General features: G+C 66.5%; 14 protein-coding genes. 11 read left to right on the top strand and 3 right to left on the bottom strand.

The genetic code is table 11. From position 1 onward, the window contains the following. Positions 1 to 87 precede the first annotated feature (87 nt). From CLU90_RS00840 to cysS, 3 genes are read right to left on the bottom strand one after another with little or no spacing between them, the layout of a single operon-like run. Complete coding sequence (locus CLU90_RS00840) at positions 88 to 1,062, bottom strand: acetyl-CoA carboxylase carboxyltransferase subunit alpha (RefSeq protein WP_065308858.1); 975 nt, start codon at positions 1,060 to 1,062, stop codon at positions 88 to 90. Between the two features lie 54 nt (positions 1,063 to 1,116). After that, a complete protein-coding gene (locus CLU90_RS00835) occupies positions 1,117 to 1,830 on the bottom strand; it encodes a DNA-3-methyladenine glycosylase family protein (protein ID WP_442906648.1) in 714 nt (237 codons plus the stop codon). Then, the gene (gene cysS, locus CLU90_RS00830) at positions 1,827 to 3,221 is read right to left on the bottom strand and encodes a cysteine--tRNA ligase (RefSeq protein WP_100426944.1); all 1,395 of its coding nucleotides are present in this window, start codon (positions 3,219 to 3,221) and stop codon (positions 1,827 to 1,829) included. Before cysS ends, CLU90_RS00835 begins: the two co-directional genes overlap by 4 nt. A gap of 278 nt (positions 3,222 to 3,499) precedes the next feature. Between cysS and CLU90_RS00825 the strand changes: the two genes are divergently transcribed. From CLU90_RS00825 to CLU90_RS00775, 11 genes are all read left to right on the top strand, one after another. Next, positions 3,500 to 4,129 carry a peptidylprolyl isomerase gene (locus CLU90_RS00825; protein WP_175539259.1) on the top strand — a complete coding sequence of 210 codons (630 nt, stop codon included), beginning with the start codon at positions 3,500 to 3,502 and terminating at the stop codon, positions 4,127 to 4,129. 73 nt (positions 4,130 to 4,202) lie between these two features. Continuing rightward, a complete protein-coding gene (locus CLU90_RS00820; protein WP_092712521.1) occupies positions 4,203 to 4,694 on the top strand; it encodes a peptidylprolyl isomerase in 492 nt (163 codons plus the stop codon). An 86-nt stretch (positions 4,695 to 4,780) separates the two neighbouring features. Then, positions 4,781 to 5,527, top strand: coding sequence for a UDP-2,3-diacylglucosamine diphosphatase (locus CLU90_RS00815; protein ID WP_100426943.1), 747 nt, complete (start codon positions 4,781 to 4,783; stop codon positions 5,525 to 5,527). A 69-nt stretch (positions 5,528 to 5,596) separates the two neighbouring features. Further along, positions 5,597 to 6,313 (top strand): DUF72 domain-containing protein, encoded by a 717-nt coding sequence (locus CLU90_RS00810; protein WP_100426942.1) that lies wholly within the window; start codon positions 5,597 to 5,599, stop codon positions 6,311 to 6,313. 130 nt (positions 6,314 to 6,443) lie between these two features. Beyond that, entirely contained in the window at positions 6,444 to 6,824 is a 381-nt protein-coding gene (locus CLU90_RS00805; protein ID WP_092712515.1) for a GntR family transcriptional regulator, read from the top strand. Further along, positions 6,821 to 7,693 carry an ABC transporter ATP-binding protein gene (locus CLU90_RS00800; RefSeq protein WP_092712513.1) on the top strand — a complete coding sequence of 291 codons (873 nt, stop codon included), beginning with the start codon at positions 6,821 to 6,823 and terminating at the stop codon, positions 7,691 to 7,693. Before CLU90_RS00805 ends, CLU90_RS00800 begins: the two co-directional genes overlap by 4 nt. After that, complete coding sequence (locus tag CLU90_RS00795) at positions 7,690 to 8,691, top strand: hypothetical protein (RefSeq protein ID WP_100426941.1); 1,002 nt, start codon at positions 7,690 to 7,692, stop codon at positions 8,689 to 8,691. Before CLU90_RS00800 ends, CLU90_RS00795 begins: the two co-directional genes overlap by 4 nt. A gap of 759 nt (positions 8,692 to 9,450) precedes the next feature. Continuing rightward, positions 9,451 to 16,584, top strand: coding sequence for a hypothetical protein (locus tag CLU90_RS00790; protein WP_100426940.1), 7,134 nt, complete (start codon positions 9,451 to 9,453; stop codon positions 16,582 to 16,584). A 189-nt stretch (positions 16,585 to 16,773) separates the two neighbouring features. Continuing rightward, positions 16,774 to 17,997: a TolC family protein gene (locus CLU90_RS00785; protein ID WP_198511118.1), complete on the top strand. Its 1,224-nt coding sequence runs from the start codon at positions 16,774 to 16,776 to the stop codon at positions 17,995 to 17,997. 28 nt (positions 17,998 to 18,025) lie between these two features. After that, positions 18,026 to 20,158, top strand: coding sequence for an ATP-binding cassette domain-containing protein (locus CLU90_RS00780; RefSeq protein WP_198511117.1), 2,133 nt, complete (start codon positions 18,026 to 18,028; stop codon positions 20,156 to 20,158). Continuing rightward, entirely contained in the window at positions 20,155 to 21,324 is a 1,170-nt protein-coding gene (locus CLU90_RS00775) for an HlyD family type I secretion periplasmic adaptor subunit (RefSeq protein ID WP_092712505.1), read from the top strand. Before CLU90_RS00780 ends, CLU90_RS00775 begins: the two co-directional genes overlap by 4 nt. Positions 21,325 to 21,350 lie beyond the last annotated feature (26 nt).

Genomic DNA, 21,350 nt, shown 5'->3' with positions numbered 1-21,350 from the left:
CTGTCCCTGGTGTGTTCTACTGTCTTGTCGGCTTACGTCATGTCGGCTTACGCTGCGCTAAGCCGACCTACGCCGACCAGCGATGGCTTACTCGCTCGGCGTCGTTTCCTTGAACTTGCCGTAGCTCAGCAGTTTTTCGTGGCGCGCGGCCAGCAGGTCCTTGGTTTTCATGCCGTGGAACTGGCGCAGGGTGTCGGCCAGTGCGCGCTTGAGCAAGGTGGCCATCTGCTTCGGATCGCGGTGGGCGCCGCCCAGCGGTTCGTTGATGATCTTGTCGATCAGGCCCATGGCTTTCAGGCGGTGGGCGGTGAGGCCCAGCGCTTCGGCCGCGTCGGCGGCGCGCTCGGCGCTCTTCCACAGGATCGAGGCGCAGCCTTCCGGCGAAATCACGGCATAGGTCGAGTATTGCAGCATCAGCACGGCGTCGCCCACGGCAATGGCCAGCGCGCCGCCGGAACCGCCTTCACCGATGATGGTAGCGATCAGCGGCACTTTCAGCTCGGCCATCACGTACAGGTTGTGGCCGATGGCTTCCGACTGGCCGCGCTCTTCCGCGTCGATACCGGGGAAGGCGCCTGGCGTGTCGACGAAGGTGAAGATGGGCAAGTTGAACTTTTCCGCCACTTTCATCAGGCGCATGGCCTTGCGGTAGCCTTCCGGTTTCGGCATGCCGAAATTGCGCATGGCGCGCTCTTTCGTGTCGCGACCCTTCTGGTGACCGATGACCATGCACGGCTGGCCGTTGAAGCGGGCCAGGCCGCCGACGACGGACAGATCGTCCGCGTAGCTGCGGTCACCATGCAATTCGTGGAAATCGGTAAAGATTTCATTCACATAATCCATGGTGTAGGGGCGTTGCGGGTGGCGCGCGATCTGCGCCACTTGCCAAGGGGTCAGCTTGGCGTAGATATCCTTGGTCAGCTGCTGGCTCTTCTTGGCCAGGCGGTCGATCTCTTCCGAGATGTCGACGGCCGAATCGTCTTGCACGAAGCGCAACTCTTCGATCTTGGAATCGAGTTCCGCGATCGGCTGTTCAAAATTGAGGAAAGTCGTTTTAGTCATTGTACCTCCAGGTTTTACCGGCCACGGCGCCAGGGCGCGCGGCGTCATCTATGTTTATTTTACCGTACCGGCTGCTGCGCCGGGGGCTGCATCGGGTGCGGCAGGAGCGGCTGCAGGGTCGAGACTGCGCCACAGATACCACGTCGCCACGGTGCGCCACGGTTCCCAATTGGCGGAAACTTCGCGCGCATCGCTGCGGGAAACAGGTTCGCCGGAGAAGTAATTGACACTGATGCCCTGGATCAAACCGGGGTCGTCGAGCGGCAAGACATTCGGCCGGAGCAGATTAAATATCAGAAACATCTCGGCTGTCCAGCGGCCGATGCCGCGGATTTGCACAAGTTCGGCGATGACGGCTTCGTCATCCATCTGGTCCCACTGGCTCGCGTGCACGCGCTTGGCCTTGAAATGGTCGGCCAGGTCGAGGATGTATTCGGTCTTGCGTTTGGACAAGCCGCAGGCGGAAAGCTGCTCGGCGCCGGCCTTCAATACTTGCGACGGCGTGCATTTCGGGCACGCCAGCAGCAGCTTTTTCCAGGCGGCGTCGGCCGCCTTGGGCGTGATCTGCTGCCCTACCAGCGAACGTGCCAGGGTGGTAAACGGGTCGCTATGGCCGACCAGGTGCAGGTCGCCAAATTGCGGGATGAGTTTTTTCATGATGCGGTCGCGCTTCATCAGCTCGATCTTCGCCTCTTCCCAGTAGTGCGGCACCTGGATCACCTGCGCCTCCACCGGCGCTTCCCCGTTTTCCCTGGACGTAGCCATCATGCGCGGCGCCAGTTGGTCGAGCCGTCAGGCTTATCTTCAAGAATGATGCCCGCGGCCAGCAAGTCGGCACGGATCTTGTCGGACTGGGCAAAGTCGCGCGCCTTTTTCGCCGCGCTGCGCGCCGCGATGGCCGCTTCGATACCGGCCGCCTCGTCCTGGTCGCCGGCGGCGCCGACGGTCGCTTGCAGGAATTGCTGCGGCGTGCGTTCGAGCAAGCCGAATACGCCCGCCAGGCCCTTCAATTGACGCGCCAGCGCTGGCGACTTGCTCTTGTTCACTTCCGTTGCCAGGTCGAACAGGGCGGCCACGGCCAGCGGCGTATTGAAATCGTCATCCATGGCGTCGCGCACGCGCACGGCATGTGCTTCGTTCCAGTCGATGGCGCCCTCTTCCACCGCCACGCCGGCCAGCGCCGTGTACAAACGGGTCAGCGCCAGGCGCGCGTCGTCCAGGTGCACGTCCGAGTAATTGAGGGGGCTGCGGTAGTGCGCGCGCAGGATGAAGAAGCGGATCACTTCGGCATCGAACTTTTGCAGCACTTCGCGGATGGTGAAGAAATTGCCGAGCGACTTGGACATTTTTTCATTGTCCAGGCGCACGAAGCCGTTATGGATCCAGTAATTGACGCTGGTATGGCCGAACGCGCCTTCGGACTGGGCGATCTCGTTTTCGTGGTGCGGGAATTGCAAGTCCGCGCCACCGCCATGGATGTCGAACTGTTCGCCGAGCAAGGCGCAGGACATGGCCGAGCACTCGATATGCCAGCCCGGGCGGCCCTTGCCCCACTTCGAATCCCATTTGACTTCTTCCGGCTCGGACTCTTTCGACGACTTCCACAGCACGAAGTCGAGCGGATCGCGCTTGCCCGTATTCACGTCGACACGTTCGCCCGCGCGCAGATCGTCGAGCGACTTGCCCGACAGCTTGCCGTAATGGGGGAAATTACGCACGGCATAGTTCACGTCGCCGTCCGCACCCTGGTAAGCGAGGTCTTTCGCTTCCAGCTGCTCGATCAGGCGCAGCATCTGCGGCACGTATTCGGTGGCGCGCGGCGTGTGGTCGGGCGTCAAGATGCCCAGCGCGGCCGTGTCCTCATCCATGTAGCGGGTGAAACGCGTCGTCAGCTGGGAAATCGTCTCGCCGTTTTCCACGGCGCGGCGGATGATCTTGTCGTCGATGTCCGTAATGTTGCGCACATAGGTAACGTCGAAACCGGACGCTTTCAGCCAGCGGTAGATGACGTCGAAGGCCATCATCATGCGTGCATGGCCGATATGGCAATAATCGTAGATGGTCATGCCGCAGACGTACATGCGTACCTTGCCAGCTTCCATCGGGACGAATACCTGCTTCTCGCGAGCCAGGGTGTTGTAAATCTTTAGATTGCTCATCGTACTTTGCAAGTGGAGCGGCCGCCAGCCTGGCAAAACGACAGACAGGCGCGGACACCGGGGGTGCCGCGCCACAGAACTGCCGTGTGCGCCGAGACGGGACGACCCGCTGTATTGTTGTTCTTGTTTGTTAGAATTAGGGCGTTAGCGGTCAAGTATAACATTGATAAAAACCATACTGGCCCGATATGAATCAGGTTTTTACGATGTTCAACCGAATTTTCACTTCTTAACAATTAAAGCAAGTTTAGAGAAAAACAACGATCAAGGACGCCTTCATGCAAGAAACCAAATCGAAACGCCTGTCTTTCCTGGCCCGCTTCTGCACCCTGTTTGCCGGCCTGACCCTGGGTAGCGCGGTCGTGGCCGCCGCTCCGGCAACCGCCCTCGACCCCACGCCCCACGTGGCCCTGAAAACCAGCATGGGCGAGATCGTGCTGGAACTGGACCAGGAAAAAGCCCCGAAAAGCGTGGCCAATTTCTTGCAATATGTCAAAAGCGGTTATTACAAGGGCACCGTGTTTCACCGCGTCATCGACGGCTTCATGATACAGGGCGGCGGCTTCGACAAGAACATGAAGCAGAAAGCCACCAAGGCGCCGATCAGGAACGAAGCGCAAAACGGCTTGCAAAACGTCACCTACAGCATCGCCATGGCGCGCACGGGCGACCCGCATTCGGCCACCGCGCAATTTTTTATCAACGTCAACGACAATGGCGCGCTCGACTATCCGGGCCGCGACGGTTTCGGCTACACGGTATTCGGCAAAGTCGTCAGTGGCATGGACGTGGTCGACAAGATCAAGGCCGTGCCCGTGGCCGACAAGGGTCCGCACCAGAACGTGCCGGTCACCCCCGTGGTGATCGAATCGGCGACTTTACTCAAGTCCGCGCCCGCAAAACTGTAAAATAGCGTTTTTGCGGCGCCGGCCTGCCTGGCGCCGCTGAATCAATTATTCATCCAATTTATTAAGGATCATCATGACCTCCGTCATCATCACCACCAATCTGGGCAAGATCACCGCTGAACTGGACGCCGAGAAAGCGCCGAAAACGGTTGCCAACTTCCTGGCCTACATGAAAGCCGGTCACTACGACAACACGATTTTCCACCGCGTCATCGACGGCTTCATGATCCAGGGCGGCGGTTTCGAGCCAGGCATGAAACAAAAGCCAGCCGACGCCACCGTGGAAAACGAAGCCAAGAACGGCCTGAAAAACGACACGTACACGCTGGCCATGGCCCGCACGTCGGACCCGCATTCGGCATCGGCCCAGTTCTTCATCAACATCAAGAACAACAGCTTCCTCGACTATCCAGGCCAGGACGGCTGGGGCTACGCCGTGTTCGGTAAAGTCACCGAAGGCAAGGAAGTCGTCGACGCCATCCGCGCCGTGAAAACCTCGCGCGCCGGCATGTTCGCCGACGTGCCAGTGACGGACGTGATCATCGAGAAGGTAGAAGCCGCGTAATCAGGCTACAGCATCATGAACAACAGGCATTGCAGCGTTTGCGCTTTTCCATGCACATCACTTTTTGGGAGCGTTGAACGATGACAATGCCTGCCGCACTCTTTATTTCCGACCTGCATCTGCAGAGCTCGCACCCGCGCACGAGCGCGGCGTTTCTTTCTTTCCTGGAACACCATGCGCAATATGCGCAAGCGCTGTATCTATTAGGCGACCTGTTCGAATACTGGGCCGGCGACGATGACCTGGAAGACCCGTTCAATGCGCGCATGACGGCCGCCATCCGCGCCGTCAGCGATGCTGGCGTGCACGTCTACTGGATCGCCGGCAACCGCGACTTTCTGGTCGGCTCCGGCTTTGCCGCCGCCGCCGGCGCCACCCTGCTCAGCGAACCGCATGTGGCCACGATTGCCGGCCAGCGCATCGTCTTGCTGCATGGCGACGCCGAATGCACGAAAGACGTGCAATACATGGAATTTCGCGCCATGGTGCGCCAGCCCGCCTGGCAACAACAGTTCCTGTCCATGCCGCTGGCGCAGCGCAAGGCCATCATCGACGGTTTGCGCAAAAGCAGCCGCGAGCACAATGGCGAAAAATCCATGGAGATCATGGATGTCACGCCTGATGCTGTCGCGCAAGTATTTGCCGACCATGCGAGCACCATCATGATCCACGGCCATACGCACCGCCCTGCACTGCACCAGGTCGGCCATACCTTGCGCTATGTCCTGCCCGACTGGGAATGCGACGTGACGCCGCCGCGCGGCGGCTGGATCGCCATCGATACGCGCGGCAACATCACGCGCCACGACCTGAACGGCAACATCATCGACTAGGCCCGCGCCGACGGCGGCACGGGCGTTTGTCCGATAGCCGGGCCCGCCTGGCCTTGCTGTAATGGCGCCATGCATACTGTTTACATCGGCACGGCCGGCTGGAGCATTTCCAGCGCCGCCGCCAGCCACTTCCCCCTCGATGGCAGCCACCTGCAGCGCTATGCCCAGGTGCTCGACTGCGTGGAAATCAACAGCTCCTTCTACCGCCCGCACCAGCCGTCAACCTACGCGCGCTGGGCCGCCAGCGTGCCCGCCCATTTCCGCTTCAGCGTGAAATTGCCGCGCAGCATCACGCACGAACGGCGCTTGCGCGAGGGTGAGGCCGAACTGGAGCGTTTTGCGGGAGAAGTCTTGCAACTGGGGAACAAACTGGGTTGCGTGCTGGTGCAACTTCCCCCCAGCCTGCGTTTCGAAGCGGACGTGGCCGCCGCATTTTTCCATGCGCTGCGCCAGCGCTTCGACGGCATGCTCGCGTGCGAGGCGCGCCACTCCAGCTGGTTCGAAACGGGCGCGACCGACCTGTTAACGATACATGGCATCACCCGCGTGCGCGCCGATCCCCCTGCCGGCCAGCCCGGCCCGCACGTGCCGACGACGGAAACCGCCTACGTGCGCCTGCACGGCAGTCCGAAAATATACTACTCGGACTATCCTGCCGATTACCTGGCGATGCTGGCCGGAGAATTGCGCACACCGGCGCACGCGGGCAGCTGGTGCATCTTCGACAACACGGCGGCCGGGGCCGCCCTGTTCAATGCGCTGGACTTGCGGGCGCGGCTGGCCTGAAAATAGGTGTTGATTTTTTGAGACTTAGTGTTATAGTTAACTACAACACCAACTCAATAAACCACGGAGCTTTGATGCCTACAGCATTTTTCACGCGCCGCACCGCCCCGCCCTTGTCGGAGCCCATCCCATGAGCGCGGAATGGAATGACAATAGCCCCATCTACCGCCAGCTCAAGGCCAGGGTGGTGGGCATGATGCTCGATGGCGTGCTGCAGTCCGGCGACGCCCTGCCTTCGGTGCGCCAGGTGGCGGCCGATTATCAATTGAATCCCATCACGGTGTCGCGCGCCTACCAGGAACTGGTCGACGATGCCCTGGTGGAAAAACGCAGAGGACTCGGCATGTACGTCTTGGAAGGCGCCCGCGACAAATTGCTGGCCAGTGAACGCGAGCGCTTCATGCGCGAAGAATGGCCGGCGATGCTGGAACGCATCACGCAACTGGGCCTGAACCTCGAGCAACTACTGCAAGCGAGCCGCGACAGCGGCGCACACGGAGAGAACGCATGAATGCATTGAACAAGGACAGCGTCATCAGCGCGCGCGGCTTGCGCAAGCAGTATGGCAGGCAGGTGGCCATCGATGGCATCAGCTTCGATATCGCGCCGGGGCGCATCGTCGGCTTGATCGGGCCTAACGGTTCCGGCAAGACCACCACGCTGAAAGCCATCCTGGGCCTGACGGGCTTCGACGGCGACTTGTCGGTGCTGGGGCGCGATCCCCGCGTGCAGCGCGATGCGCTGATGGACGACGTGTGCTTCATCGCCGACGTGGCCATCCTGCCGGGCTGGCTGCGCGTGGCCGACGCCATCGATTTCGTTGCGGGCGTGCATCCCCGTTTCGACCGCAGCAAGGCCGAGCGCTACCTGGCCCACACCAAGCTGTCGCCGAAGATGAAGGTCAAGGCCATGTCGAAGGGCATGGTGGTGCAGCTGCACCTGGCGCTGGTCATGGCCATCGACGCCAAGCTGCTCGTGCTCGACGAGCCCACCCTGGGCCTGGACATTCTGTACCGCAAGCAGTTCTACCAGAACTTGCTGGAAGATTATTTCGATGAAAACAAGACCATCGTCATCACCACGCACCAGATCGAGGAGGTGGAACACATCCTCAGCGACCTGATGTTCATTCGCGACGGCAAGATCGTGCTGGCCTCGAGCATGGAAGAAGTGGGCGAGCGCTACATCGAAGTGATGGTGGGCCCGCAGCACGTCAATCCGGCGCGCGCCCTGCAGCCGATCAGCGAACGCAGCGTGTTCGGCAAGTCGGTGATGCTGTTCGATGGCGTCGCCCGCACCCAGCTGGCCGCCCTGGGCGAGGTGCGCACGCCCAGCCTCGCAGACCTGTTTGTCGCGACCATGAAAGGATCGTACCAATGAGTATTTCCCCTGCCAACAAGATGCAATGGCTGATCCGGCGTGAATTGTGGGAACACAAGGGCATGCTGGTGTGGACGCCCGCCCTGATCGGCATCGTCATGACCGTGCTGGGCGCCCTGATGACGATAGCCACCATCGCCAAGACCAAGATGCGCACGGCGCTGATCGTCAATGGCGAGGAAGTGTCCTGGAGCAAAGTCTTCAATACCAGCAGCTTCGGCCCGCGCCGCACGGAAATCATCGACGCCGTCGCCAACAACTATACGTACGCGGCCGCGCCGCTGTTCCTGGCGCTGGGCTTCCTCGTGTTTTTCTATTGCCTGAGCGCCTTGCATGACGACCGCCGCGACCGCAGCGTGCTGTTCTGGAAATCGCTGCCCATCTCGGATGCGCAGACGGTGCTGTCAAAAGCGGCCATCGCCCTGCTGGTCGCGCCGCTGATCGTGGCCGCCGCCGCCAGCCTGACTTCGCTGGCCCTCGTCCTGATCCTCAGCGGCGTGCTGGCGGTCAACGGCATCCACGTGTTTGCCGAACTGCTGGCCTCCCCCGGCCTGTATCTGGGACCGCTGCGCGTGTTCGGCTTGCTGCCCGTATATTGCCTGTGGGCCTTGCCGACGGTGGGCTGGCTGCTGATGGTATCGAGCTGGGCCAAGTCCAAAGTCTTCCTGTGGGCCGTCGGCGTGCCGCTGCTGCTGCTGGTCCTGACCGTCTGGGCCGGCAAGCTGACGCAGACGGAAAGCGACGTCGGCTGGATACAGATGAACGTCATCGGACGCGCGCTGCTCGGCACCCTCCCCGGCAGCTGGTATCTGTTCGAACCGGACCTGCTGCCGCACATGCATGCGCTGGCGGAAGGAGGATCGCACGTGACACGCATCGACGTATTCAGCAATTCCTGGTCCAGCCTGGCCTTGCCGGCCGTCTGGCTGGGTGCGGCGGCAGGCGCGGCGCTGATTTACGCCGCCATCCGCCTGCGCCGCTGGCGCGAAGAAGGCTGACAGCGCCATATCACCGCTCCATGAAAACGCCCCGCCCGACGGGGCGTTTTCCATTCCGACTCCGCTCAAGCCCCTGGAATAATAACTTCTTTATTGATAGTTATTATGAAAAACCCCTGCCATCGAATCGAGACTATTATTTCGATAGGATTAATGCGATATAAAAATTGCAAATAATTATTTCTATCGTATTTTATTACCAATCAGATTTGATAATCGGCATTCAAAAAAACAACAACTAGCAATTCGATAGCAAGGCGGTTTTTTTGGATAAAAGGCGCAGAAATACGCAAGCACGGCAATAGACTCGGTAAAAAACGCCTGTTTCGTGACAATTCGTGACTATTCACCCGCTTGAGGCCAGAGAAAATAATGTCGTGGAAAGTGATCAAAATGAAATTGGAAGTTTCAAAATTGAAACTACCATCAGAGTGAGCGCTAGTATATTTATCGTCTCAAGGCCGGCTTCTGCCAGAGCGTATCGCCTGACATGCGGCTTGCCGGCGCAACAAAACACGGGAAAGCGGCGACACGCAAAACAAATATGAAAATTATATTTTTAATATTGCCGAAATAGCGCTCTTTTGCCCCAGCGTTTTTTCCCATTTATGTTTTACTTGCCACTATCAACATCCGAAACACCAGAGTTCAACCACGGCCCAAGCCTCGCCGGAGCAAGCAGGAAAGCGAATCATATTATTGATTTTTTATTATTTTAGAAAATTGAACGAACACATAACCTTTTCCGGAGACTTTCAAATGGCCACCACCCAAAATCCAGCACAAGTTCCCGTCAATGCAGAAGGCGCTGGCGCCAAACTCGCGACGCCCGCAAAAAAAGCAGTCGACCCAAAAAACGGCGACCGCAAGCAATATGACGAAGATGAACTGATCAAAGGGGCCGATGCCAGCGCGACCATGCCGCCGGAAAATGTCGTGGAAGTCACGGGGGCCGCCGAGAACGGCAATGCCGCCGCCCTGGGCACGGCGGGCGCCGTGGCTGCGGCCGCCCTGGCCGCCGGTGGCAGCGGCGCGGCCGCAGGCCAGGCCGGCAACGCTGGCGCCGACCTCGGCACGCCGCAAAGCGATAACAATGGTGGCGCCGCAGGCGCGGCGGGCACAGGCGCGGGTGCGGCCGGCATCCCCAGCGGCAGTGTCGTGGATGTAGCCGGGGCATCGGCTGGCGCCGGCGGCGCGGCCGGCGCGGGCGCGGCCGGTGGCCTGGGCGGACTTGGCGTGCTGGGCGCGCTCGGCGGCCTGGGCCTGGTGGCCGCCGCGGCCGGCGGTGGCGGCGGAGGTGGCGCCGCGGCTGGCGGTTCCGGCACGGGTGGCACGGGGACAGGAGGAACGGGCACAGGAGGCACAGGAGGCACGGGCGGCACGGGCACGGGAGGCACGGGCGGCACGGGAACCGGTGGGACAGGAGGAACAGGGACCGGCGGTACCGGGACGGGAGGGACCGGTGGTACAGGCACGGGCGGAACCGGTGGTACGGGCGGTACGGGCGGCTCGACCGGCGGACAGGGTGGCACGGGGAATCAATCCACCACCACCGTCGTGACGGACGCAGCCGTGCTGGCCGCCGCCGCCGCTGTCGCCGCCGCCAACAATGCCCTGGCCGATGACGCCGCCGCCGCCGCTGCGGCAGCCACGGCAGCAGCGTCGCTGGCTGCGGCAAATGCGGCCATCCTGGCCGACCAACTGGCGGCGCAGGCCGCCGCTACCGCGGCGGCAGCCCTGCTCGCCGCCAATAACGCCACCAGCGACGACACGCTGGCGGCCGGCGCGGCTGCCGTCGTTCCCGGCGCGCAAGCCGCCGCTGCCGCCGCAACCAGTGACGACAGCGCCGCCGCCGTTGCGGCCGCCGCCGCGGCCCAGTCGCAAACGGCCGCCACATCGGCGCAAAATGACGATGCGGCTGCCGCCACGGCCGCCGCCAACGCCGCCGCCGCGCACGCCGCTGCCGATGCGGCACAAACACAAGCGGACCAGACCAACGCCCCTGCCCTGCAAGCCATCGCCGATGCGGCCGACGTGGTCGCCACTGCGGCCAACACGCAGGCAGCGCTGAGCGATGCGGCAGCGCTTGGCGTCGTCTCGGCCAATGATGCGGCCGCTGCCGCCGCCGCCACGGCCCTGGCCAATGCCACGGACGCCGCCGCCCTGGATCTGGCGGCCACTGCCGCCGCCAATGCCGCCGTCGCGGCCAACATCCAGGCCGGCTTGACGGATGCCGCCGCCCTGGCCCTCATTTCCGATGCGGATGCCGCCGCGTCTGCCGCTGCGACCGAACTGGCCGATGTCACCGACGCCGCCGCCCTGGCCGCCGCCGCGAACGCGGCCGCCACGGCCGCCGCCGATGCGGCGACAGCGGCCAATGCCAGCGACGCCACGGCACTGGGCACCGCCGCCACCGCCGCCGCGAATGCGGCCATTGCCGCCGATGCGCAGGCCAGCCTGACCGATGCCGTGGCGCTGACGATGGCGGCGGACGCCGCCGCCGCCATCGCCGCCCAGGACGCGGCCATCGCCAACGCGACGGACGCCGTCGCCCTGCAGGCCGCCGCCGATGCCGCCGCGACGAACGCCGCCAATGCGCAGACGCAAGCGAACATGACGGACGCGCCCACCCTGGGCCTGATCGCCGATGCCGCCACCGCGGCGGCTGATGCGGCACAACTGCAAGCCAACTTGACGGACGCGGCTGCGCTTGCCCTGATTTCCGATGCCGACGCTGCCACGGCAGCCGCCGCCGCACTGGCCGCCAGTGCCGATGCGGCCGCACTCGACGTCGCCGCTGCCGCTGCAGTCACCGTGGCGGCGAATGCCGTAATTACCGCCAACCAGAGCGACGCGGCAGCCCTGCAAATCACGGCCGATGCGGCCGCCAGCACCTCCGTCAGCGCCGCCGCACAAGCGGCATTGACGGACGCGGCCGCCCTGCAAATCATTTCCGATGCCGATGCCGCCGCCGCGCTGGCCGCGCAAACGACGGCCAACCAGACGGATGCGGCCGCCCTGGCCGCCGCCGACGCGGCCGCCGCCAGCGATGCCGCCAATGCGCAGACAGTGGCCGACCAGACCGACGTCGTCGCCTTGCAGCAAGCGGCCGACCAGGCCGATGCCGACGCGGCTGCCGCCAATGCGCAGGCCAGTCTGCTGGACGTCAATGTTGCGCTCAACGCCTTCAATCTCGCCAACCTCGCCGCCGTGGCCGCCAACGTCACGGCCGGCCAGACCAGCGTGCTTGACCTGACGGCCACCGTCAATGCCTTGCAGGGCGATGCCGATGGCGCCGATATCACTGCCAGCCTGACGGATGCCATCGCCCTAGCCACGACCGCCACTACCGACGCGGGGTTGGCAGCGGCCTTGCAAGTGACAGCCAACCTGACCGACGCAGCAGCGCTCGCCGCCACGGCCGCAGGCGCCGTCTCGGCAGCGGAAGCGGCCGCCGCCCTTGGCGGGATCGATATTTCGGCAGTGAGCGCCGCCGCAGCCGCGCAAGCCGCCGCCACCGCCGCCGCCGCCACGGCCGCACTGACGGATGCCGGCGCGCTGGGTCTGGTGTCCACCGCCGATGCGGCAGCCCAGTTGGCCGCCCAGACCACCGTCAACGCGCTGACCTCTGCCAACACGCTGGCGCAGGCGGCAGCCACGGCGGCGCAAAACACGGCCAACCTGACCGATGCCGTGGCACTGGGCCTGGTGTCGGCCGCCGCCGATGCCGCTGCCGCCGCAGCCGTGACGACAGCGGGCCAGTCCGATGCCACCGCACTGAGCCTCGTCTCGAACGCCGATGCGCTGGTCGCCGCCTCGGCCACCAGCCTGGCGGCGCTGACGGATGCCTCGGCGCTGGGCCTGATCTCCACGGCCGACGCCACCGTGGCCGCCACCCTGCAGGCGACGGCCAACCTGACGGATGCCGCCGCACTGGGCCTGCTCGCCACGGCCGCTGCCGCCGCCGCCAATACGGCGACGAATGTTGCCAACCTGACCGATGCGGTGGCCCTGGGCACGCTCTCGACCGCCGCCACCACGGCCGCCAATACGGCTGCCGCCACCGCCGCGCTGACGGACGCCACGGCGCTGGGCCTCGTCGCCACGGCCGATGCGGCTGCCGCTGCCGCCCTGCAAACAACGGCCAATCTCACCGACGCCGTGGCACTGGGCCTCGTCTCGACGGCCGCCAATACGGCCGCCAGCGCCGCTGCCGCCGTTGCCAACCTGACCGATGCCGTGGCACTGGGGACCGTCTCGACAGCCGCCACCGCCGCCGCCAACACGGCCGCCGCCACGGCCGCGCTGACGGACGCCGTCGCCCTGGGCCTGGTGGCGACCGTCGATGCGGCCGCCGCCACTGCGGCGCAAACGACGGCCAACCTGACGGATGCCGTCGCACTGGGCCTGGTGGCGACCGCGAATGCCACCGCCGCCACCGCCGCCGCCACCCTGGCCGGCCTCACCGACGCCGTCCTGCTGGGTACGCAACACACGCTCGACGTCACGGCCGCCACCGTGGCGGCCACCAAGGCCGCCTTGACGGATGCCGCCGCCCTGACCACCATCGCCAACAACGACGCCGCCAATGCCGCCGCCCTGGCCGCCTATTCGGCCGCGCATCCGCTCGACCTGGTGGCGGCACTGGCATCGACGACGGCCGCCACCACGGCGAACCTGTCGCATGCCGCCGCAGTGGCAGCGCAGGCGGACGACGCGGCGGCCGCTTCGACAGCAGCCACGGCCGCCGCATCCCTGACGGCGCTGAACACGGCACTGGCCGCCGACAACGCCGCCACCGCCGCCGCTACCCTGGCCCTGACCTCGCAAGCGGCAGCGACGGCGGCGCAGCTGGACGATGCCGCAGCGGCCACCGCCGCCGGCGTGGCCGCCACCTCGCTGGCAGCGGCCCAGGCCGCGCAAGCGGCCGATACGGCCGCCGCCACGACGGCCGCGACGGCGGCCAATGCCCTGGCCGCCCTGAATGCGGCCTTGCAGGCCGACGCGAATGCGGCCGCCACGGCAGCTGCCGCCGTGACGGCGAACGCGGCCACCGCCGCCGCCGTCGCCGACGATCTGGCCGCCGCCACGGCCGCCACCGTCGCCAACGCCTCGCAAGCGGCCGCGCAAGCGGCGCAACTGGCCGACAACGCCGCCGCCAGCGCCGCCACCATCGCCGCCAACGCGCTCGCTTCCCTGAATGCGGCCCTGGCCGACGATGCGGCCGCCGCCGCAGCTGTGCTGAACGCCACCAATGCAACGGCCGCCGCCACGGCCGCCACCGCCGCCGACGCGGTTGCCGCAGCGGCCGCCGCCGTGGCAGCCATCTCGGCCGCCGCCACGCAGCACGCGCAAGCGGACGATATCGCCGCGGCGGCAGCCGCGCTCACGGCGTCCGTCTCGCTGGCAGCCACGCAGGCCGCGCAAGCGGCCGATCTCGCCGTCGGCACGACCGCGGCGGCGGCGGCAAGCGCGCTGGCCGCGCTGAACCAGGCCCTGAACGACGACAGCCTGGCCGCCACGGCTGCCACGGCAGCGGCCAACGCGCAAACGGCCCTGAATAACGCCACGACCACACTCAACGCGGCAATCGTGGCGGCCACTGCCTCGCTTGCCGCGACGACGGCGGCCCAGAACGACGACGCCACGGCGGCAAGCACGGCCGCTGCCGCGGCAGTGGCACAGCTTGCTTCCGACGCGGCGCTGTTGGCCGACGGCGCCCTGGCAACCCTCGCCACGGTGGCCAACAACGCACTGGCGGCAGCCAGCGCGGCGCTGGCCGCCGACGATGCCGCCGCCAATGCCGCGCACACGGCCGCCCTCTCGGCGGCCGCCACCCTGGCGGCACAACTGGCCGATACGGCAGCGCTCAACGCCCATGCCGCGCTCAACGCGGCCATCGCCAATCTGACCGCCGCCGTCACGGCCGATGTCAACGCCACGGATGCCGACAATGACAGGACCCTGAAACTGAACCTCCTTATCGCCGCCCAGGGAGCGGCCGACAATGCGGCCCAGGCCAATGCCAATGCGGCGGCAGCCCATGCGGCGCTGGCGGCGGCCCAGGCCGACGATGCGGCGGCAGCCACCGCCGCCGCCAATGCGGTCGCCGCGCATGCGGCGGCCGTCGCGGCGCAAAATGCCGATGCCGCCGCGGCAGCGGCGGCGGCGCAAGCGGCCACTTCCATGGCCGCCACCCTCAATGCCCAGGCGGACGACGCCACCGCGGCAGCTGCCGCCACGGCAGCCGCCAGCGCGCAAGCGGCGCTCGACGCCGCCCTGGCCGCCGACGCCAACGTGGCCGCCACCGCCGCCGCGGCAGCGGCAGCCCAGCTGGCGGCGCAAAACGCGCATGACGCCGATGTGGCGGCAGCGGCAGCAGCCGTTGCGGCAACCATTACCCTGGCGGCGACGCAAGCGGCGCAAGCCGATGACGCGGCAGCCGCATTGGCGGCGGCCAACGCCGCCAATGCCCAGGCCGCGCACAACGCCGCCGTCGCCGACGACCAGGCGGCAGCCGATGCCGCCGCCGCCGCCGCACTGGCGCAAGCGGCGGCCACGGCAGCGGCAGCGGCCGACGCCACGGCCAGCGCCAGCGCCGCGGCAGCGGCGGCGGCGCTGCTCGCCGCCCAGGCGGCGCAAGCCGATGACACGGCCGCCAACCAGGCCGCGGCCAATGCGGCCGCCGCCACCGCCGCGCACACGGCCGCCATCGCCGCCGACGCCCTCGCAGTCAGCACGGCGGCAACGGCCGCCAGCGCACTGGCAGCGGCCACGGCGGCGCAGAACGACGACGACGCGGCCGCGGCAGCGGCAGCCCAGGCCGCGGCCTCGCTGACCCTCACCCAGGCGGCGCAAGCCGACGATGCGGCGGCAGCGGCGGCCACCGTCAACGCCAACAACGCGGCGGCGGCCGCGCTGGCCGCCCATGCGGCCGATGCGGCCGCGCCGCTGGCGCAGGCACAGGCCGCCGCCTCCCTGCTGGCCCTGCAAGCGGCGCAAGCCGACGATGCGGTCGCCGCCAGCGCGGCAGCCGCAGCGGCGCAGGCGCATGCCAATGCGAACGCCGCCTATGCGGACGACGCGGCGGCGGCCCAGGCCAATGCCGATGCGCAGGCGGCCGACATCGCGCTGGCGCAAGCGAACGCCATCGCCGCCCAAACCGACGCCAGCGCCCTGGCATCCGTGGCAGCGACGGACGCGGCCCACGCCACCGCCGCGCAAGCGCTGGCTGACCAGACCGATGCCGTGGCGCTCACGCAGGCCGCCGATGCGGCAGCGGCAGCGGCCCTGGCCGCGTCGCAGACGGCCGACCTGACGGACGCCAGCGCCCTGCACCTGGCAGCCGATGCGGCAGCGGCCGCCGCCCTGCAAGCGCAGGCGCAGGCGGACCTGACGGACGCAAGTTCGCTGACGGTGGCGGCGAATGCCGATGCCGCGGCGGCGGCCGCCGCCCAGGCGCAAGCCGACCTGACCGACGCCAGCCAGCTGTTCGTGCTGAGCCAGAACGCCCTGCACAATCCGCTGACGGTCGCCGACTTCAGCACGGGCCTGCCGGCGGCCGGCGGCGACGTGATCGACATGTCCGCCATCGCCCACCTGACGGCGTCGGTGGCCGTGGGCGTCAACGTGGGCACGGACTTTGGCAACGACAACCTGTTCATCTTCGACGGCACGTCCGTGTCGATCGGCGCGGCGGCCAGCGCCATCGCGGCCGACAACAGCGTCTTGTCGGGACAGGGCTACATCGTCATCGCCGATGCGCAGAACAGCGGCGCCGTGACCGTGTATCACTCGAGTGACCTGAGCAACGCCAACGCCATCGACACGGCGCTGGTGCTGCTCGGTGGCGTGAACATCACGCAGCTGACGGCGGCCAACTTCGTCGTCTGAAGCAGGGGCAACCACGCCAGGCGCCACGCCTGGCACGGGAGCGGGAGCGCGCAGCGCAGCACGGCGCGCGTTCCCGCCACACCTTGAAATGCGTCAGGCCTGGTGCCGGAAAAATACGGGATGAGATTACGCGGTTTCCCAGCATGGTTTTTACTGCCACGTGGCGCGGCCGTACTGGCGGCCATGGCCATGGCATCGATCAGCACTTTCGCCCAGGCCCAGGGCGCCACGGCCTGGAGCTTCGACCAGGTCTTGCAGCAGGCGCTGCAAAGCCATCCCGCCGTCCAGGGCAAGCGTTCGGCGCAGGCGGCCGCGCGCGCCGAGCTCGATGGCGCGCAGTGGCAGCGCTTCCCCAGCCTGTCGGCCGAAGTCCCCACGGGTTCGCGCGAAACGGGCGGCGTGGTGCGCGTCGAACAGCCGTTGTGGAGCGGCGGGCGCATCGACGCGGGCATCGATGCGGCCGGCAGCCGGGTCGACGCGGCCGGCGCGGCCATCGAAGAGGAACGCCTGACCCTGTCCCTGCGCGTGATCGCCGCCTACACGGAAGCGCTGCGCCAGACGGCGCGCGTGCATTCTGCCGAAGAGGGACTGGCCGAACACCAGCGCCTGCTGGACATGATCAAGCGCCGCGTGGCGCAGTCGGTCAGTTCGCAAACGGACCAGCGCCTGGCCGAATCGCGCGCCTACCAGGCGGCCAACGACGTGTCGAATGCGCGCCAGGCGCTGGACAACGCGCTGGCGCAGCTGTCGCAGCTGGCCGGCAAACCGGTGCGCCTCGTCACCGCCAGCGGCATCGGCGTGGGCGAACCGCTGCCCGACGCCAGCCTGGAGCGGGTCATGCGCCAGGCCGTCGACTACTCCCCCACCCTGCACCGCCTCGATTTCGAGGCGCAGGCGGCCGACTCCGAAATCACCCTGCAACGCTCGGCCTACATGCCAAAAGTCGTGCTGCGCATGGAAAAGCCCACGGGCGGCATCAATGCCGACAACCGCACGCGCGCCATGCTGGTGCTGCAGGCGCAGCCGGGCGCCGGCTTGTCGGCCAAGGCCGGCGTGGACGCCGCCGTGGCCAGGCGCGAAGGGGCGCGCGCCGCGCACGATGCGGCCGAACGCGACGTGCGCGAACGCTTTACGCTGGACTGGAACGAGGCCGAGGCGAGCCGCCAGCGCCTGGGCAACGCGGGCGAAGCCAGCACCACCTCGACGCAGGTATTCGAATCGTATGCGCGCCAGTACGTGATCGGCCGCAAGAGCTGGAACGACGTGCTCAACGCCGTGCGTGAAGCAACGCAGGCGCGGTTTTCGCTGGAAGACACGCGGGCGCAGGCGATTGCCGCCAGCCTGCGCCTGGCCGCGCAGACGGGCACCCTGGCCGGGCGCACGACGCCGGCGGGCGTGGCGCGCGCGAATTGACACCGACATGATGCACACAGGAGACAGCGTGGACAACTCCATCAAACATGGCTTGCTGACACTTATCGAACGGGCTGCGCGCCTGACGGGCCAGCACGTCGCCAGCGCGCGCCTGGCCGACCTGCAGCGCCAGCTCGAAGATATCGACGACAGCGGCGCGCCCGCCATGGTGCTTACCGCCATCTGGCAAGCGGCCGGGCTGGAAGGCGCGGCGCGCCAGCTGCACGCACCGACGCCGGGCGAGCTGCCGTTCGCCGTCTACAGCGCCAGCACGGGCTGGGGCTTGCTGCAGTCGCGCGGCGCCGACGGCGCCTGGCGCGGCGAAGGCGTCGATGGACGCGCCTTGCAGCTGGCCTCGCTGGCCGGCCTCGCTTGCGTGGGCCTGCCGCGCCGCAGCGAAAAAAGCGGCGCCCGCCCCGGCGCACTCAGCCTGGTACGCCAGGCCCTGTGGCTGAAGAAAAGCGTGTTCGTCGACGCCGTGCTGGCCACCGCGCTGGTGACCCTGCTGACCATGGCCACCTCGCTGTTTTCCATGCAGGTGTACGACCGCGTGATCCCGAACCAGAGCTTCAGCACCCTGTGGGTACTGGTGGTGGGCGTGGCCCTGTCGATCGGCCTGGAATTCATCCTCAAGCAGGTACGCAGCCGCATCGTCGACCACTCGTGCAATGACGTCGACCATGAATTGTCCGAGTGGTTTTTCCAGCGCATGCTGGGCATCCGCATGGAGTCGCGCCCCGCTTCCGTCGGCACCCTGGCGGCGCAGGTGAAGGGCTTTGAAATGGTGCGCGGCGTGCTCACGTCGACGTCGCTGTTCGTGCTCACGGACGTGCCCTTCGCCGTGATCTTCCTCGCCATGATCACCATCATCGGCGGCTGGCTGGTGGTGGTGCCGCTGGTGGCGCTGCCGCTGGCCCTCCTGTGCGGGCTGATGTTCCAGCGCGCCATCGAGAGCCACACGCGCAAGAACCTCAACGCCAGCAACCGCAAGGCCGGCTTGCTGGTGGAAGCCGTCGATGGCGTGGAAACGCTCAAGGGCAGCAGCGCCGAATGGATGATGCAGGCGCGCTGGGCCGAACTGGTGGCCGAAAGCAGCAACGCGGAGCAGAACATCCGCGACTATGCGGCCCTGTCGCAAAACATCACGGCCGCCTTCCAGCAATTGACCAACGTGGCGCTGATCTCGATGGGTGCGTGGTTCGTGGCCGAGAACCAGATGACCATGGGCGCCCTGATGGCCTGCACCATCATCAGCAACCGCGCCCTGATGCCCATCGTGCAGCTGCCCGCCGTGATGGTGCAGTGGGCGCATGCGCGCGCCTCGATCGACGGCCTGGAACAGGTCATCAGCCTGCCCAACGAAGCGGACAACGCGCAGTTCGCGCTGACGCCGCGCAGCCTCGATACGGGCTTGCGCTTCGAACGCATCCGCTTTACGTATGGCGGCGCGCAAAAGGTGGCGCTGGAAGTGGACAGCCTGGCCATCCGCCCCGGCGAACGGGTCGGCCTGGTGGGCGCCATCGGCTCGGGCAAGAGCACCCTGCTGAAACTGGCCTCGGGCCTGTACCAGCCGGCCGAGGGCAAGGCCTACCTGGGCGACGTCGACATGGCCCTGCTGGCGCCGCCCGTGGTGCGCGAAATGGTCGGCTACCTGCCGCAGGAAACGCGGCTGTTCAGCGGCACCCTGCGCGACAACCTGTTACTGGGACTGGCCGACCCGGGCGAGGAAGCGATCCTGGCGGCGGCAAAACGTACTGGCCTGATCGAGCTGATACTGGGCCAGCCACGGGGACTGGCGCTGACCATCACCGAAGGCGGGCGCGGCGTGTCGGGCGGCCAGCGGCAATTGATCGCCGTCACGCGCCTGCTGCTGGCCAAGCCGCGCATCTGGCTGCTCGACGAGCCCACGGGCGCCATGGATGCGAAGACGGAAGCGCGCATCGTCGGGCTATTGGGCGAACTGGCGGCCGAAGGCGTGACCATGGTCGCCACCACGCACAAGAACGCCCTGCTGCCCCTGCTCGACCGCCTGGTGGTGCTGCAGGCGGGACGGGTACTGCTCGACGGTCCGCGCGATGCCGTGCTGGCCAAGCTGTCGGGCAAGCCGCAAGCCGTGCCCAGTGCGGCCCCTGCGCCGGTGGCGCAAGGAGCCGTCGCATGAAACTGGCCAAGGTGGCAACGAGAGAGGAAGCGAAACGGGGCCGGGTGCTGATCTGGAGCTGCACGGCGGCGCTGGCCGGCGTCATCGCCTGGGCTTCATGGGCGGAGCTGGACCAGGTCACGCGCGCCAACGGCCAAGTGATCGCCAGTTCGCGCAACCAGATCATCCAGGTGGCCGATGGCGGCGTGCTGGCCGAACTGCGCGTACACGAAGGCAGCGTGGTGAAAAAGGGAGCATTGCTGGCGCGTTTCGACCGCACGCGGGCCGAGACGAGCTACCTGGAAAGCACGGCCAAGGCGGCCGGTCTGAAGGCGGCCGTGGCGCGCCTGCAGGCGGAAGTGTTTGGCGGCACGCCGAAGTTCCCGCCCGAACTGCAGGCGTTCCCGGAATTTCGCGCCAACCAGCTGGCCCTGTTCGGCAAGCGCCAGGGCGCCGTGCAGGCGGAAGTGAGCTCGCTGGAAAGCGCCATGAAGCTGATCAAGGAAGAGCTGGAAATGAATCTGCCGCTGCTGGAAACGGGGGATGTCAGCCGCGCCGAAGTGCTGAAACTGCGGCGGCAAGTGGTCGACATCCAGGCGCAGATCACCAACCGGCGCAACAAATACCTGCAGGACAGCCAGACGGACCTGGTGAAGGCCCAGGAAGACCTGGCAGGCGTGCTGCAGACGGTCACGCAGCGCAAGGAGCAGCTCGGTTCGACGGATATCTACGCGCCCACGGACGGCATCGTGCGCAACGTGCGCCTCACTACCCTGGGCGGCGTGGCCAAGCCGGGCGAGGAAATCCTGCAGATCGTGCCGACGGACGATGACCTGATCATCGAAGCGAAAGTCAAACCGGCCGACATCGCCTTCATCAAGCCAGGCCTGCCCACGGCCGTGAAACTGGACGCCTACGACTACGGCATCTACGGGCGTTTGCGCGGCACCGTCAGCTACATCAGCGCCGACACCCTAAGTGAAGACAACAAGGGCAACGAACAGCCCTACTACCGCGTGCAGATCAAGACCAGCGGGCGCAATCTGATGGGCAAGAATGGCGAGCCTATCCTGATCCAGCCCGGCATGACGGCCACGGTGGAAATCAACACGGGCCGCAAGACGGTCTTGCGCTACCTGACGAAACCGATCACCAAGACGTTTTCGGAATCGATGGGAGAACGCTGACGCAACGGGATGTTAGCCGGCAGGCT

Source organism: Janthinobacterium sp. 67 (assembly GCF_002797895.1).
Taxonomy (GTDB): domain Bacteria; phylum Pseudomonadota; class Gammaproteobacteria; order Burkholderiales; family Burkholderiaceae_D; genus Janthinobacterium.
This window is presented reverse-complemented; position numbering and strand designations above follow the sequence as displayed.

Bases quoted from the DNA above. Each gene is read 5' to 3' on its own strand.
- CLU90_RS00815 (WP_100426943.1), top strand. From the start codon at position 4,781: ATGCCTGCCGCACTCTTTATTTCCGACCTGCATCTGCAGAGCTCGCAC.
- CLU90_RS00840 (WP_065308858.1), bottom strand. From the start codon at position 1,062: ATGACTAAAACGACTTTCCTCAATTTTGAACAGCCGATCGCGGAACTC.
- CLU90_RS00825 (WP_175539259.1), top strand. From the start codon at position 3,500: ATGCAAGAAACCAAATCGAAACGCCTGTCTTTCCTGGCCCGCTTCTGC.
- CLU90_RS00775 (WP_092712505.1), top strand. From the start codon at position 20,155: ATGAAACTGGCCAAGGTGGCAACGAGAGAGGAAGCGAAACGGGGCCGG.
- CLU90_RS00805 (WP_092712515.1), top strand. From the start codon at position 6,444: ATGAGCGCGGAATGGAATGACAATAGCCCCATCTACCGCCAGCTCAAG.
- CLU90_RS00835 (WP_442906648.1), bottom strand. From the start codon at position 1,830: ATGATGGCTACGTCCAGGGAAAACGGGGAAGCGCCGGTGGAGGCGCAG.
- CLU90_RS00800 (WP_092712513.1), top strand. From the start codon at position 6,821: ATGAATGCATTGAACAAGGACAGCGTCATCAGCGCGCGCGGCTTGCGC.
- CLU90_RS00810 (WP_100426942.1), top strand. From the start codon at position 5,597: ATGCATACTGTTTACATCGGCACGGCCGGCTGGAGCATTTCCAGCGCC.
- cysS (WP_100426944.1), bottom strand. From the start codon at position 3,221: ATGAGCAATCTAAAGATTTACAACACCCTGGCTCGCGAGAAGCAGGTA.
- CLU90_RS00790 (WP_100426940.1), top strand. From the start codon at position 9,451: ATGGCCACCACCCAAAATCCAGCACAAGTTCCCGTCAATGCAGAAGGC.
- CLU90_RS00820 (WP_092712521.1), top strand. From the start codon at position 4,203: ATGACCTCCGTCATCATCACCACCAATCTGGGCAAGATCACCGCTGAA.
- CLU90_RS00785 (WP_198511118.1), top strand. From the start codon at position 16,774: ATGGCATCGATCAGCACTTTCGCCCAGGCCCAGGGCGCCACGGCCTGG.
- CLU90_RS00795 (WP_100426941.1), top strand. From the start codon at position 7,690: ATGAGTATTTCCCCTGCCAACAAGATGCAATGGCTGATCCGGCGTGAA.